Consider the following 14,417-nt stretch of genomic DNA (forward strand, 5'->3'; position numbering starts at 1 on the left):
AACACCAGAGGATCAAGACCATACGCGCAACCTCCTGGGAGAGTGATTCAGGGGCGGGGAAGCTGTCCAGCAGAGTCGCTGGATTCGGATTCGGCAAGTTCGGCGGGTTCAGGTTCGGCGGGTTCGGGCTGCTCGGTGATGGGCCGCACCTGCACCGCCGCAAAGGTCAGGGCAATGCTGACCAGGATCACCAACCCAAACGTTCGGAAGAAAAAGGCCAGCAGCACGACCAGCAGAGGAATCAAGACATACAGGTGGGCCGAGACTGGAGTTCGGACCAGCCCCAGCAAGGCGGCCTGCCACGCCCGCCTGTAAGAGAGGCGCTGCACGCTCAGGGCTTCCAGGAGGTAAGGTTGCAGCGCCACGAACAGCCACGATAGGTACAGCGCCAGCAGGCTGACCAAGGCGTCTCCAAAATTGCCCAGAAGCCGCCGCCAGAACACCAGATTGCTGTACATCAGGAAGGCGAACACAGCCACCGTGAGACACCACAGCAGGCCCGGCAGCAGGTTGTGGCGTAGGAGGGATGGAAAGAGGCGCAAGTCGGGTTCGCGGTCTTCGCGCATGGTGGTGGCGATCAGTGCGTAGCTGGCCAGGGTGGCCGGGCCAGCCAGCACCAGTGTCCACGACAGGGCCAGCCAGATCAGGTTCAGCCACACCAGCGGCAGCAGGTAGCGCCAGGTCAGCAGGCCACCTTCCCGGTATGCACGCGGCAACAGGCTCATGTGTGGCCCCCGCCTTCCGCCCAGACCTGTTCGTCCCAGAGCATTTCAACAGGGGCGGCATTCACACTCCGGGCAATGAGTCCGCTGCTCCACGCCGCTCCCTGCACCGCCCCAAGAGAGACTTGCAGTTCCCGCGTTTCTCCGGGCAGCAGGGCAAATCCGTTGTCGCTGAACAGTTCGGTGGCCCCGGCAGGTGCTTCCAGACTGACCCAGGGCGCGGCCACGGTGCCGCTGTTGTACACAGTCAGTTGTTTCCCGCGCTGGCCCACCGTCAGAGTGGTGCGCGGCAACTGGGCCAGCTCGGCAAACGGCTGCGGTTGGGCCCGCGCCACCCAATGTTCGGCGCGGGCCAGCAGGCGGGTTCCGGTTCCGTCATACAGTTCGGCCCGCAGCAGCGCGGGTTGATCGGGCAGGGTCAGAGTCTGAAGCGCACCGGAACCGTGGGCCGCGGCGGGCCACATGATCGGGCCAGTATGTTGATACAGGGACATTCCCGATACGGTATGCAAAGTCAGGGTCAACTGACCAGTCCCCGCCGCATCTGCCAGCACCTGTGGCCGCAAAATCAGCTGTTGGTCGGCCACCGGAGCCGCCAGCCCCAGATCGAGGGCGAGGGGCGCGTTGGCTTCCCGGCAGCGGTAGTAGGACAATTTGGGTTTGAGGTCGTAGTCGATCACGCTGGTGTTGTGGGCATTGGGCCACGGTTCATTCAGCTGCCAGACCAGCGAGATGCTGCATTCATCCCGGCGTGCCCGGTTGCGCAGCAGGGCGTGACGCAGCACGTCACCCTGCACCGCCTGGGTCAGCTGCACGTACAGGCTCAGGTCGTCCACCGGACCAAACACCTCTTCGATGCGGTGGTGCATCAGCCACCACTCGCCGTGATGAACCACCTGCGGATTGCGGTCATCCATTGGCCAGAGGGGGCCAGCCGTTAGGTAACGCTGCAGGGTCGCCTCACGCGGGGCTGCCTGACAGCCGAATTCCGTGTGCGCCAGAGCGCGGTTCACGGTGTGCAGCGCGTAGCTGTCGGTGCCCCGGTAGTGCCACGGCCCATGCACATCGTGCAGGTCGTGTGGGCGGTTCGCGGCCACCTCTGCCGACAGGTCGTATTCCGGACCACTGGGCGAACTGGGCAGCCAGGGGCGGGTGCTGTCGTGCAGGTCAACGATCTGGGCCATGCGCTGCAAGGTCGGTTCTGTCCCGGTGACGGGAACGCGCCGTTCGTCGGTCAGTTCGTTGCCGCCGCCCAACAGCGCCACACACGGATGAGGGCGCAGATGGCGCACCAATGCGGGCAGATCGCGCTCCAGGTGGGCCAGAAAGGTGGGGTTGTGCGGCGGAACATTGTCGGTGCCGCTGGAGGTCAGGGGCATCTCCTGCCAGATCAGCAGGCCGCCTTCATCGCAGGCGTTCAGCAGGGCGCGGGAAGCCACCGGCCCGACACCGTTGACCCGCAGCAGGTTGGCGTGCGCGGCCAGAGCGTAAGCGACCAGAACGCGTTCGCGGTCATCCATCCCATCACGGCCCGGAATCAGGTCGGTGGGGGCCAGATTGAAGCCCCGCAGATAGAGCGGCTGACCATTGACTTCCAGCGTGTAGGGACGCGCTCCCCGCGCACTGGACGCGGCATTGTGAATCAGGGCGACCTGCCGCACCCCGAAGCGCCGCTGCCGGCGCGTGCCGCCGGGAACGCTGGCCCGCAGGGTGTAGAGCGGTTGCGCCCCCAGTTGGGCAGGCCACCACAGTCGGGGGTCAGGCAGGTAAAAGGAGGCCAGACGTCCTCCTTTTACCTGCAAGCCCGCCTGCATTTCGGTGCGCCCATCCGGGTGAATCAGCTCGAAGGTCACTGGAACTGCCGAGTTGCCCTCCAGTTCGGCCAGAACCTCGATCTGGGCTGAGTTCAGGTCTGGAGCCAGCGTCACGCGGGGCCACACCTCCAGCAGCGCCGTGCCCGCATCGGCCTGCAGGCTCACGCCGCGCCACAGGCCCACATGCACCAGCCGCGCCCCGAAATCCCACCAGTAGCCGGAGCGTGGCTTGAGCGTCTGCGTCTGACTGGTGCGGCCCAGTTGACCGGCCGCGGCAGGCGGCTCCGCCAAAATGACCACCAGCAGATGCTCGCGGTCTGGATCGAGGCCGCTGACGTCGAGGCGCACGGGCGTATGCGTGCCCGCCAGCGACCCCAACCACTCGCCGTTCAGGTACACCTCGCCCCCATGATCGGCTCCCTCGAAACACAGGTGCAGGCGCAGCGAGGGCTTCAGGCCCAGGCGGAAGGTGCGGCGGTAGACCCACTGCCGCGCACTGACCCACTCGGCTGCCAGACTGGCGAGGCCGAAGTTGGGGTCGTCTATGGCTCCGGCCCGGATCAGGTCGGCGTGCACACTGCCGGGCACACGCGCCGGAATCCACCGGGGCCGCGCAAATGCGCCCACCGGATGCGCCCGCGCCGTGTGGAGGCCCAGAAAACGCCACGCCTCGCTGATCGACGGGGCCAGTTGCCACTCGCCGCCCAGGTCTTGAGAGGACAGGTCATGCTGGACGGGGTCGGCCTCTGGCGGGGCCATGTGAACTGGGTCTGGAATGGGCATTGTCACCGAATCAGGAGGCTGGGGAAGCCGCCGAATCTGCCCGGCCCGCCGAGCGCACAAAGTTCTGGATCTTGTCGCAGGCTTCGGCATACACGGCGTTCAGTCCCAGAGTCCGCAGGGCCGGATCCTGCGCGTCGAGTTCGGCACTGGTCAGGCGGCCTATCCCACCCATGGCCGCCAGCAACGCCTGTTCAAGGTCAGTGGCGATATTCATCTTGCTGATGCCGCCGCCCGGCAGTTCTACGGCGCGGTGCACGGTTTCGGCAGGCAGGCCGCTGCCCCCATGCAGCACGAGGGGTGTTTTGGGCAGCAGGCGGCGAATGGCGGCCAGACGGTCAAAGTCGATCCTGGGATTTGCCACCGGATACACGCCGTGCGCTGTGCCGATGGACACCGCCAGCACGTCGCATCCGGTACGTTCCACAAACTCCAGCGCCTCTTCCGGCACGGTGTACAGGGCTTCGTCGCCTTCTGTTTCCATCTGGTCGGTGGTGGTCAATTTGCCCAGTTCGGCTTCCACGCTCACGCCGCGTGCATGGGCGTACTCCACGGTGTCGCGGGTCTGCCGAATATTGTCTTCAAAGGGCTGGGCACTGGCATCAATCATGACGCTGGTAAATCCCGCCTCAATGGCGGCCCGGATGACCTGATCTTCCCAGCTGTGATCGAGGTGCAGGCACAGCGGCACGGTGGAACCCAGATCGTGCGCCGCCTGTTCTACGGCGTCCCGAAAATCGCGGGGACTCAGCCCAAACCAGCCCAGTTCGCGCTGGCTGATCTCAATGATCACCGGGCTGCGGAGGTCCACGGCGGCTTGCAGCACGGGCCGCACGCAGGCGCGGTAGCGGGCACTGAAGGCGGCCACCGCGTAGCCGTCTTGCTGGGCAGCGGGCAGGAGTTCATTCAGGGTCAGCGCGTGCGGCAGGAGTGTCATCTCAGGCTCTCCAGAGCGCGGGCCAGCCCACTGCCGGGGCTGCTGAGAACCGGGACAGACAGTTCGCCCAAGGCCGGAATCAATCGGGCCATGCTGGCCTGAGCCAACACCACCACGTCGGCACGCTGCGTCAGGCCAGCCAGGGCCTCTGTGACCAGTTCATCGTGCCGCTCCGGCTCGCCTGCCATCAGGGCGTCGTAGGCTCCGGCCACCAGCACCCGCTCCACCTGTACCGGGCGCGTGGCACGCTCGGCAGCCCGTTCGATCAGGCGGGCGGTGGGTTCGAGGGTGGTCGCCACAGTGGCGATCACGCCGACGCGCTCGCCCAAGGACACCGCTTCCTCGGCCATTGGCCCATCGATCCGTAGGAACGGAACAGCCAGATCCGCGCCCACGGCCTCTACCGCCTCGCCCACCGACGAGCAGCAGCACATCACAGCGTCGGCTCCCGCGTTCACGGCGGCCTCGGCGTAGGTTTTGAGGCGATCAGTGACCGCTGGGGTGAGGTGCCCGGCAGCCATCACATCGGGCAGCAGGCTGTCGTCCAGCAGATTGATCAGGCGGACCTGAGGGTCGGTCTGCGCGGCCAGCGCTTTCATGGCGGCCACCGTGACGGGGGTGGTGTGAATCAGGGCCAGCGTTTTCATTTTGGACCACCTTCTGAATCTTTTAGCGCTGAATCGTCTCGGGGCAGAGGCTCAACGGGCTTGGGCCGCATCTGCAAGGCCACCGTCACGATTTCCCAGGGGCGGGCCGTGAGGGCCACTGTTCCGTCCACGACTTCCAGCGGGTTCACGCTGTTTTCGCGCAGATTGACCTGTTCGGCCCCCGTCAGGGCAACCCCCAGCTGCGCCGTGCCCAACCGCACGCTGACAGGCTGCGGCCCGGAGGTCAGATTGACGAAGCGCACGATCAGGGCCTCCCGGTCTTCGGCACGCTTGATGGCCGTGACCAGCACGCTCCCCTGCACGTCGATCAGTTGACCGCTGGGCGGCAAACTGGGCAGCGGGGCGCGGTGTCGGTTGCGGATCGGCACCACCTGAGAGGTATGGGGCGCGGTGTGCAGCGGCGCATTGAAATCGTGGGCCGCACGCCAGGCTCCCGCTTCGGCCCACGATCCAACATGGGGAAACAGGCTGTAATCGGCCACCACTGGCCCCAGCATCTGGGCTTCGGGTGTGGCAGTGGTGGGGCCTGCGCCGCCGACTCTGGTCAAAAAATCCTCGCGCGAGAGCCAGCCCACAGCACGCAACACCGTCAGCGACAGGGTTCCGTCCTCACTGGCACTGAACTCCGGCAGGCCCCGGTTGAGCAGGGTCAGGCCGCGCTGTCCATCGGTCAGGCTGACGAACGTCATCTGTGGGTGCTCGTGTACGGCGGGTTCACTGCTGCCGCGCTGGTCGTCGGGCAGGGTCACCGGGCGGTCGACCACGCCGAACTGGGTTTCGGCACTGGAAACCGTGACGGGTGCGCCCAGCGGAAACCGGGCACGCAGGCGGTGATCCCGCGCCGTGTTTTCAAAATGGGTGCGAAGATCGACCCGCCGCACGCCCGCCAGCAGGGTCACGTCGCTGTGCAGGATGAAGGGCACATGCTCGGGGCTGCGGCTCTGGCGGTCTCCAGTCAGGGCAGCGGGCAACGACCAGACCCAGGTGATTCGCAACGTGGCCCGCACCGGCCCGACCTCCACCCAACTCAGGCGGGGCTGCACGCCCCGTGTAGAGAACACCTGATCGCCCAGAGGCCAGGCGTAGTTGTAGGTGTCGCCGTTGTCGCCGCCATCATCAAAACTGTTGAGGCCGCTGTAGCTGAGGCCAGTGGTTTTATCGAGCAGCTCGAGACTACCGTTGTCGGGGTTCACCGTGACCCGCAAAAAGGCGTTTTCCAGCTTGCCGGGGCCGACCATCAGGTCGCTGACCGCCGCCGCACCCTTGTCGAGGGCCACGTTACCCAGCACCTGATAAGGGCGAATCCGGTGGGAAGACAGGGGCACCTCGCGGCGGCGCAGCGCAAACGTCCGGTAGCCCAGACCGGGCACATCCGGGGCCAGGAAACTGATTTCGGTAAATTCGTTGGCGTCGTGGGGGCGGGTCGGAGCCGTGCCCAGCCACGCAAACGGCTCAGCTTTCTCCACGGCGCTGTACAGCGTCCGGGCCTGAAACGGGTGTTCCTGTCCCTGATGATCCACCAGTGCCCACGTCTCCGGCGTGATTTCCAGAAAGCCGTTCATCTGCACGCGGGCCTCGTCGGTACGGGGCCAGTTCAGCGGATTAAAGACACTCAGGGCCGCGGCTCCAGCGGCAAACGACGTGTCGATCTGCGCCGCCAGCGAGGCGTGCGCGTCTTCGGCCAGCAGGTCGGCCATCTGCTGGGCCTCATCAAAGCGGGTCACCATCTCGCGGTGCACCTGATCGATAGAACAGCCGCAGATGCTGTCGTGCGGGTGGTTCTCGATCAGGCGTTCCCAGGCCGTCCAGAGGTAATCGTGTTCATAACGTTCGCCCAGCAACCAGTGCAGCGCCTGAAGCGGTTCGGCGTAGCGTTCCAGAGCCGTCTGAACCTGAGCATTCTGCTGCTTGAGGTACAGCCGGGCACTCAGCACACCGGGCAGCAGATGTGCCTTACGCCCAAAGGCACGGCCCTCGCCCTGCCAGACCACCCCTACGCGGCCTTGCTGCCGCCGCACCTCCTCTACAAAGGCGTCCAGCGAACTGATCTGATAAGTCACGCCCTCACCCGCCAGCGCCCCGTTGATCTGCTGAAGCAGGCCCGGCAGCCGGGGATCGACGGGCAGGTGGTCGCCCCCCATCGGTTCCAGCAGCACGTCGGTGGCCGCGTAACTCGCCAGATACTGGCTGGTGCGGCGGGCACGACCAATGGTCTGGTCTTCGGTCAGGGCGGGGTCTTCGGGGCGCACCTTGTAATGGCTGCGGTAGTACTCCAGCGGCAAAAACACGCCCAGGATGCGTGTGCCGTCCAGCGCCTCCCACCAGAATTCGTTCTGCATTTCGGCAGGAAAGCGGCTGTCGCGGGCGCGGGGGTACAGATACGAATCCCGGCCCACCTCGGCCTCGCCCGCTTCTCCTCCCAGCGGCGGGCCACCAAAGCCGCGCCAGACGATGGCGCTGTCTATTTCGAACCCGGCCAACAGTTGCGGCATCTGGGCAATGTGCCCAAACTGGTCGGGCAGATACCCGGCGCGGCTGACCTCGACGCCCAGTGACCGGGCCGTGCGCTCACCCAGCCACAGGTTGCGAATGGTGGCTTCTCCGCTGACCAGAAACTCGTCGGGCAGGACGTGCCACGGGCCCACGAACAGCCGCCCCGCACGGATCTGCCCTATCAGTTCTTCCCGGCGAAACGGGCGCACCTGCAAATAATCCTTGAGCACCAGCGTCTGGCCGTCCAGCACAAAGCAGGCCAGCTCCGGGTCGGCGGCCAGGGCGTCCAGAATGGCGTCCACGGTATGCACCAGCCGGAAGCGGAAGCGTTCGCGGGTCGACCACCATTCGCGGTCCCAGTGGGTGTGGTGGTACATATGCACTGTCAGGCGGCGGGCCTGGGTCAGGGTGCTCATGCTCGGCTCCTCAGCCCGTTCCTGATGGTCGTCCAGTGCGCCCAGGTATTGCGGATCAGGTCATAATCCTGCTCGGTCAGTGCCTGGCCGTCGCCGTCGATGTGGGTGGCGAAGTACAGGCTGGGAATGCCCAATTGCGGTTGCAGGCGCGTATAGCTGCGCCACGCCTCCAGGCTGGGCATCGGCCAGTTGTCGGTGTCGATGAGGTGGTGCGGCAGGGCGGCGCGGGCCACGCGGGCGCGGTGAATCATCTGTTCATTCACATCTGCCCCCGTGTTCACGTCGTTCAGGCGAATCATGTCGCTGACGTTGCCAAAGACCGGATGAGGCGTGTGGGTCATGATCAGGGCGTCGGGCTTGCAGCGTTTGGCCTCATCGCGCAGGATCCACAGCAGGCGGTGCAGCAGGTGAATCCCCCAGGCCTCGCCGTGCCGTTTCAGGCCGGGGCCGCTGGGCGTGCGGGCGCTGAAATCCACCTTGAAGCCGTCTGCGCCGTACTCCAGCAGTATTCGGCGAATCGACTGGCGCAACAAGTGTTCGTACATGGGGCTGGTGGGGTCGGCGGCCACGGGCTCGCCCAGATCATTGAGCACGCAGGCCTCTGGTGGAAGGCCTTCCGGATCCCACGCTTTCCACCACAGCAGCACCCGCTGACCGCGCTCATGGGCACGGGCAATCCAGCCGGGCAGGTCGGGCCACTTCTGCGTGTCTACCTCGCTGGTGCCGTAGGTCGCGCTCCATTTGTCGTCCAGCACCAGAATTCCGGGCAAGAGCCGCTGGGCCGTCAGCACCTCCAGAAAGCCGTCGTAGTTGGCCTGCGTGCAGTGGTCGGGGGCGCGGCCACCCTGCACGCGGCTCAGGTAACACTGCGATCCCCAACCGCACTGAATCGGGCTTGACCACCAGTCCGGCTGGTCGCCCGTCTGAGGCTGCCTATACCCCAATTCGGCGTGGCGGGCGCTGTTCTGGGCAATGGCCTCGTAAGGATCTGAGGCAAAGGTCAGCCGTAGGGTCGGGGTCCTGAAGGCTCCGTTCACGGGAGTCTGTCCCTCGTAGACCAGTCGGAAAGCAAAGGCCCCTTCCGTGGCGTCGTACTGAAAAGAGGTGAAATTCAGCGCCTCGACGGGGGCAACCACAGAGGCGCTGAGCCAGCCTGCCGCAGTATTGGGCTGGGGCGTGGGCTGAGTGCTGGCCTGCTCTGCCGCCTGCCCCACTGCATCCACTTCCGGCGCGCCGCCCTGATCTGCGCCGAGGTTGGGACCAGCCCCTCCTTCCCCGAGCCGGAAGGCATACACCAGCGGAGCAGGCGTGAAAAACCAGTGTCCCTTGCCCGGCAGACTCGTCCCCATCACGTCGATGGCGCTGGACTCGCTGGCAGGCAGCAGGCGGCGCTCCCGGCCATACGGCTCGGGATTAAAGACCTGTGCAAAGTGGGCTCCGCTGCTAAAAAAGCCGCTGCCCCAGCGCAGATGGCCGCTGTACTGGCCGCCAAACAGCACCGCGTCCGTCAGGTGGCCCTCGCCCTTCACTTCCACATGGCTGTCGATGCCCAGGGGGTCGCAGCGCAGCACCAATTCCTTGTGCTCCCAGATGCCCCCTTCCAGCCGGAAGCGCAGGGTCAGAGCGTCCGGCTCCTGCTCCAGCGTGGGCGGATTCAGGCGGGCTGTGCGGTCCAGACCACCTGTGGTGTTGAGGCTGGGGGCCAGAAATAGATCGGCGTAAGGATGGCCGTCTGCACCGGAGAGCAGCGCGAATGGCCGGGCGTAGTCGAGTGTCAGAGCGTAAGTCCGCGTCTGAATCTGCAGGCCGTGGGGCCGATGTTCGGCGGCCACCTGCCCCGGTTCAATGTCCGAAATCGTGTCCATGGTCACCTCTTGCGTCGTCTTCAGTGCCACACTACTCTATTCCTTAAAATATTTAAATAACCCTGCACGTCTGGAGAAGCGATGAACAATCCCCGCAGCAAAGCCCTGACCTTTCACCTCATTGGACACGCCCACATCGACCCCGTCTGGCTCTGGGACTGGCGAGAAGGGCACGAAACGGTCAAGGCCACCTTCCGCAGCGCCCTCGACCGGCTGCAGGAAAACCCGGATATGGTGTTCGTCCATTCCAGCGCGGCCCAGTACAGCTGGATGCAGCAGCATCCGAAGTTGCTGGCCGAAATTCGTGAGGCCGTTCAACGTGGCCAGTGGGAACCGGTGGGTGGGTGGTGGGTCGAGCCAGACGTGAATCTGGCTCACGGAGAGGCCATCGCCCGTCAGGCCCTCCTGGGGCAGCGCACCTTCCAGCGGCTGCTGGGTCGCCGCGCCCGCATCGGCTTTTTGCCCGATTCCTTCGGCCATCCGGGCACGCTGCCGCAGCTCCTCGTTCAGTCTGGCCTGGACGCCTTTGTGTTTATGCGTCCGGGGGCCAATGAACTCGACCTGCCCTCCAACCTGTTTCAGTGGGAGGGCGTGGACGGCACCCAGATTCTGAGCGCCCGTGTGGAGTGTTACAACAGCAGCCCGAACCAGATTCACACCAGTCTGGAGCGCAATCTGGCGTGGCGACCAGAACACCTCACGCACTGGCTGGGACTGTTTGGGGTGGGCAACCACGGAGGCGGCCCGACCAAACGCGCCATCGCCAACATCCGCGAACTGGCCCAGCATCCCGATTGGCCCACCCTGAAGATGAACTCGCTCAGCGGCTTTTTTGAGCAGATGCGGGGCGAGCAGGTTGCCGCACAGGTGCCGGTCTACCGGGGTGAGCTTCAGCACCATGCGCGGGGCTGTTACGCCGCCGTCAGCGACATGAAACGGCTGAACCGCCGGGCCGAACACGCCCTGTTGCGGGCCGAAAAACTGGCGGTGCTCGCAGCCCCGGCAGGCTACCTCTATCCGCATGGGCCGCTCACTCAGGCCTGGGAGGGGCTGCTGTTCAACCAGTTTCACGACATTCTGGCAGGCAGTTCTCTCGAAAGTGCCTTTCAGGACGCCTTTCACCAGTTGGGCGAAGTGCTGAGCATTGCCAGCCGGGTCACCTTTGCCGCCACGCAGGCAGTGGCCGATCAGGTGGACACCCGCCGCAGTGGGCAGGAACCGGACGAGGTGATTCGCAGCCTGAACTGGACTGGGGCCACCTGGGTCACCGACTACGGCGACGGCGTGCCTGTGCTGGTCTTCAATCCATCGGGCACGGCACGCGACGAGGCCGTCGAACTGGAACTGAACGACTGGCACACCGAACACCTGCGCCTGATCGACGACACCGGACAGGATGTGCCCACCCAGCGCCTGCGCCCCGAAAGTGTGAACGGGGCTGGACGGCCCCGCTTCGTGTTCCGGGCACAGCTGCCTGCCCTCGGCTACCGCCTGTACCGCGTGCTGGATGAGCCGACCCCACCTGAAGCAGCCTCCCCTCCCCTGCTGACGGCCACCACCGAGCGGCTGGAAAATGCCTTCTGGGCGCTGCACTTCGAACCTCAGACGGGCGGGCTGCGGCGCTTGATCGACAAGGCCAGCGGGCTGGATCTGCTGGCCGGAACCGGGGCGCAGCTTCAGGTGGTGCGCGACGAAACCGATACCTGGGGCCACGGCGTCCGGGCTTTTCGCCAGATGGTCGGCGTATTTGGCGGGGCCACGCTGGAGGTGCTGGAGCAGGGACCAGTGCGGGCCACGGTGCGGGCCACCACCCGCTACGGGCAGTCGGTGGCCGTACAGGACTTCACGCTGTATGCCCATTCACCAGAAATTGGCGGCCAGCTGCACCTCGACTGGCACGAAACCCAACACGCCGCGCAACTGGTCTTTCCTGCCGCCCTCAGCGACGTGACCGCCACCTACGCCGCGCCCTACGGCTTTATGGTGCGCCCCGCCGACGGCGAGGAAGAACCCACTCAGGCCTGGATGGACGTGACCGGACTGACCCGCGACGCACGCGGTGTGCAGCGGCCTGCGGGTCTGGCGTTGCTGAACGACAGCAAATATTCGGCCAGCATTCTGGGCGGGGAATTGCGGCTGACCCTGGCCCGCAGCCCGGTCTATGCCCACCACGACCCCGCCGTACTGGCCCCCGGCGTGGCCTACACCCACACCGATCAGGGCCTTCAGCACAGCCGCTGGACCCTGGTGCCGCATGGGGGCAACTGGCAGGCCGCCCGCGTGCCCGTGCTGGCCGAGCAACTGAACGAGCCTGCCGTGCTGACCCGCGAATATGTGCACGCCGGAACGTGGGCGGGAACCCACAGCGCCCTGCATCTGGAAGGCCTGCCCACCGTCAGCGTCAGCGCGGTCAAGCAGGCCGAAGACAGTCCTGGCGGCGGGGACAGTCCCGACCTCATCGTGCGGCTGCACGAGTGGGGAGGTCAGACCAGCGCGGGCACGCTGCACGTTCAGAGAAACGGGCAGGTTCAGCAGATCCCCGTGCAGTTGCGGCCACAGCAGATACTGGGGCTGCGAATCACGCCTGCTGGCGGGGCGCAGACCGTCAATTTTCTGGAAGAGGCCCATGACTGACTCCGTGCTGCCTGACTCTGTACTGACTGAGACGCAAGAACAGGACACCTCGCTTGAGACCCATCCCCGCCCGCATCTGCGCCGGGCCTGGCGCTCGCTGGACGGCTGGTGGGACTTCGCTGTTGATCCGGCAGAGGACACGGACGACGTGCAATTTGCAGACCGGATTCGCGTTCCTTACGCGCCCCAGGCTCCAGCCAGCGGGCGGACGGCGGGGATAGGTCTCACAGAAACTACGCTCTGGTACCGCACAGTGGTTCATCTGAGTGCCGACGAAGTGCCCGGCCTGCATGAACGGTTGCTGCTGCACTTTGGCGCGGTCGACTGGGCGGCGGAAGTCTTTATTGATGGCGTTTTTGCTGGAAGCCATACCGGGGGCTACACGCCGTTTACCGTCAACGCGACCCGCGCCGCCCGCAACAGCACCTTTGAAGTGATGGTGCGGGCCGTGGACGATCACTCGGATCTGGCCCTGCCGCGTGGCAAACAGGACTGGCGCTCCGAGCCGCACGCCATCTGGTATCCCCCCACCAGCGGCATCTGGCGCAGTGTGTGGCTGGAAAAAGTGCCCCGGCAGCACATCGAGGCGCTGAGCTGGACTCCCGATCTGGCCCGCTTTGAGCTCACCGCGTCGGTCACGCTGGCCCGCCCTCCTAGGCCTGGCACCCGCCTGAGGATCGAACTGCTGGACGGCGACCGCGTGCTGGCCGACAGCGACACCCTCATCACCGGCCAGCGGGTCACGGTGTCGCTGCGCCTGCCTGATCCGGGCGTGGACGATGCCCGCAATGAATTGCTGTGGACACCGGATCATCCCAAGCTGCTGGACACGCGGCTCACCCTGACCGAAGAGGGCCGACATACCGACAGCGCGGCGGGCTATGCGGCCCTGCGCTCGGTGGACGCTCGGGGCCGCCGCTTTCTGCTCAACAGCATTCCCTTTCCGCTGCGAATGGCGCTGTATCAGGGCTACTGGACCGACACAGGCCTGACGGGCGACGACGAACGCTTCCAGGCCGACCTGCTGCTGGCCCGCCAGATGGGTTTCAATGGCCTGCGCCTGCACCAGAAGATAGAAGACCCGCGCTTTTTGTACTGGTGTGACCGATTGGGCCTGGCGGTGTGGGTGGATCTGCCCAGTGCCTACGCCTTCACTCCGCTCAGCATCGAGCGGCTGACCCAGACCTGGCTGGAGGTGCTGCGGCTGTACGCTTCCCATCCGAGTGTGGTGGTGTGGGTGCCGTTGAACGAGTCGTGGGGGTTGCCCGATATTCCGAACGAGGCGGCGCAGCAACAGGCCCAGCACGCGCTTTACGCGCTGACCCGCACGCTGGACAGCACCCGTTTGGTCAGCGGCAGCGACGGCTGGGAGCAACTGGTGACCGACCTGTTTACCGTGCACGACTACACCCAGGATTCCGCCGTGCTGCTGGCGCGGTACGGCAGCAAACCCGCCATAGAGGAAAACCTGTGGCGGCTGTGGCCGGGGGGCCGCGAGCAGGGACTCAACGGCCTGACCCCCGGCGAGCGCCCCGTGATACTGAGCGAATTTGGCGGCACCTCGTGGGTTCCGAACGGCGAGGAAGGCTGGGGCTACGGCGTGGTGCGCGACGGGGCCGCCCTGATGGAGCGCGCCGAGGCATTGTTGGTCGCCGCCGACCAGGCAATTCTGGGCAAGGGCATTCATGGCTACTGCTACACCCAGCTCACCGACACCTATCAGGAACTCAACGGGCTGACGGAGATGAACCGCACCCCGAAAGTGGATGTGACGCGGCTGTCGGAGGCGGTGCGGGGAGAGGGGCGGAACGCCGCCAATCCGCTGTGGTACTCCAAACGCTGGCTGAACCGGATCAGCCCTGAGGGGCCAGTCACGGGGACGCAGCCATGACCCGCATCGTGACCACGGGCGCGGGCGGCATGACCTTTCCCCTGACCCCCCTGATCCTGAATTACACCAACCCGATGACGATGAACTGCCTGTACCTGCAGCGCCTCGGCCTGCGTGTGGTGGGGCTGTATCACAGCATTCCCGGCACGGCGCACGTGATCTCGGACTTGCTGGGTCTAGACGGCCAGCACCTGACC

At 65.7% G+C, this 14,417-nt stretch carries 8 protein-coding genes; 2 read left to right on the plus strand and 6 right to left on the minus strand.

What is annotated here, in order from left to right; translation table 11 throughout:
* Window positions 1–47: 47 nt before the first annotated feature.
* The 6 genes from M1R55_RS20280 to M1R55_RS20305 are packed head-to-tail and all read right to left on the minus strand — an operon-like array spanning window position 48 to window position 9,695.
* Entirely contained in the window at window positions 48–725 is a 678-nt protein-coding gene (locus M1R55_RS20280; RefSeq protein ID WP_249395232.1) for a DUF624 domain-containing protein, read from the minus strand.
* On the minus strand, window positions 722–3,295 hold the full coding sequence (locus tag M1R55_RS20285) for a glycoside hydrolase family 2 protein (protein ID WP_249395233.1): 2,574 nt from the start codon (window positions 3,293–3,295) through the stop codon (window positions 722–724). Before M1R55_RS20285 ends, M1R55_RS20280 begins: the two co-directional genes overlap by 4 nt.
* A gap of 34 nt (window positions 3,296–3,329) precedes the next feature.
* A complete protein-coding gene (locus M1R55_RS20290) occupies window positions 3,330–4,253 on the minus strand; it encodes a class II fructose-bisphosphate aldolase (protein WP_249395234.1) in 924 nt (307 codons plus the stop codon).
* On the minus strand, window positions 4,250–4,900 hold the full coding sequence (locus M1R55_RS20295) for an aspartate/glutamate racemase family protein (RefSeq protein WP_249395235.1): 651 nt from the start codon (window positions 4,898–4,900) through the stop codon (window positions 4,250–4,252). The genes M1R55_RS20290 and M1R55_RS20295 overlap by 4 nt, the downstream gene beginning before the upstream one ends.
* On the minus strand, window positions 4,897–7,830 hold the full coding sequence (locus M1R55_RS20300; protein ID WP_249395236.1) for a glycoside hydrolase family 38 C-terminal domain-containing protein: 2,934 nt from the start codon (window positions 7,828–7,830) through the stop codon (window positions 4,897–4,899). Before M1R55_RS20300 ends, M1R55_RS20295 begins: the two co-directional genes overlap by 4 nt.
* Window positions 7,827–9,695, minus strand: coding sequence for a hypothetical protein (locus M1R55_RS20305; RefSeq protein WP_249395237.1), 1,869 nt, complete (start codon window positions 9,693–9,695; stop codon window positions 7,827–7,829). The genes M1R55_RS20300 and M1R55_RS20305 overlap by 4 nt, the downstream gene beginning before the upstream one ends.
* Window positions 9,696–9,776: 81 nt before the next feature.
* On the opposite strand from M1R55_RS20305, the gene M1R55_RS20310 reads away from it, so the two are divergent.
* On the plus strand, window positions 9,777–12,329 hold the full coding sequence (locus M1R55_RS20310) for an alpha-mannosidase (protein ID WP_249395238.1): 2,553 nt from the start codon (window positions 9,777–9,779) through the stop codon (window positions 12,327–12,329).
* On the plus strand, window positions 12,322–14,220 hold the full coding sequence (locus tag M1R55_RS20315; RefSeq protein ID WP_249395239.1) for a glycoside hydrolase family 2 protein: 1,899 nt from the start codon (window positions 12,322–12,324) through the stop codon (window positions 14,218–14,220). The genes M1R55_RS20310 and M1R55_RS20315 overlap by 8 nt, the downstream gene beginning before the upstream one ends.
* The last annotated feature ends 197 nt before the right edge of the window (window positions 14,221–14,417 follow it).

The sequence above is a fragment of the Deinococcus sp. QL22 genome, from assembly GCF_023370075.1.
In the GTDB taxonomy this organism is placed as follows: domain Bacteria; phylum Deinococcota; class Deinococci; order Deinococcales; family Deinococcaceae; genus Deinococcus.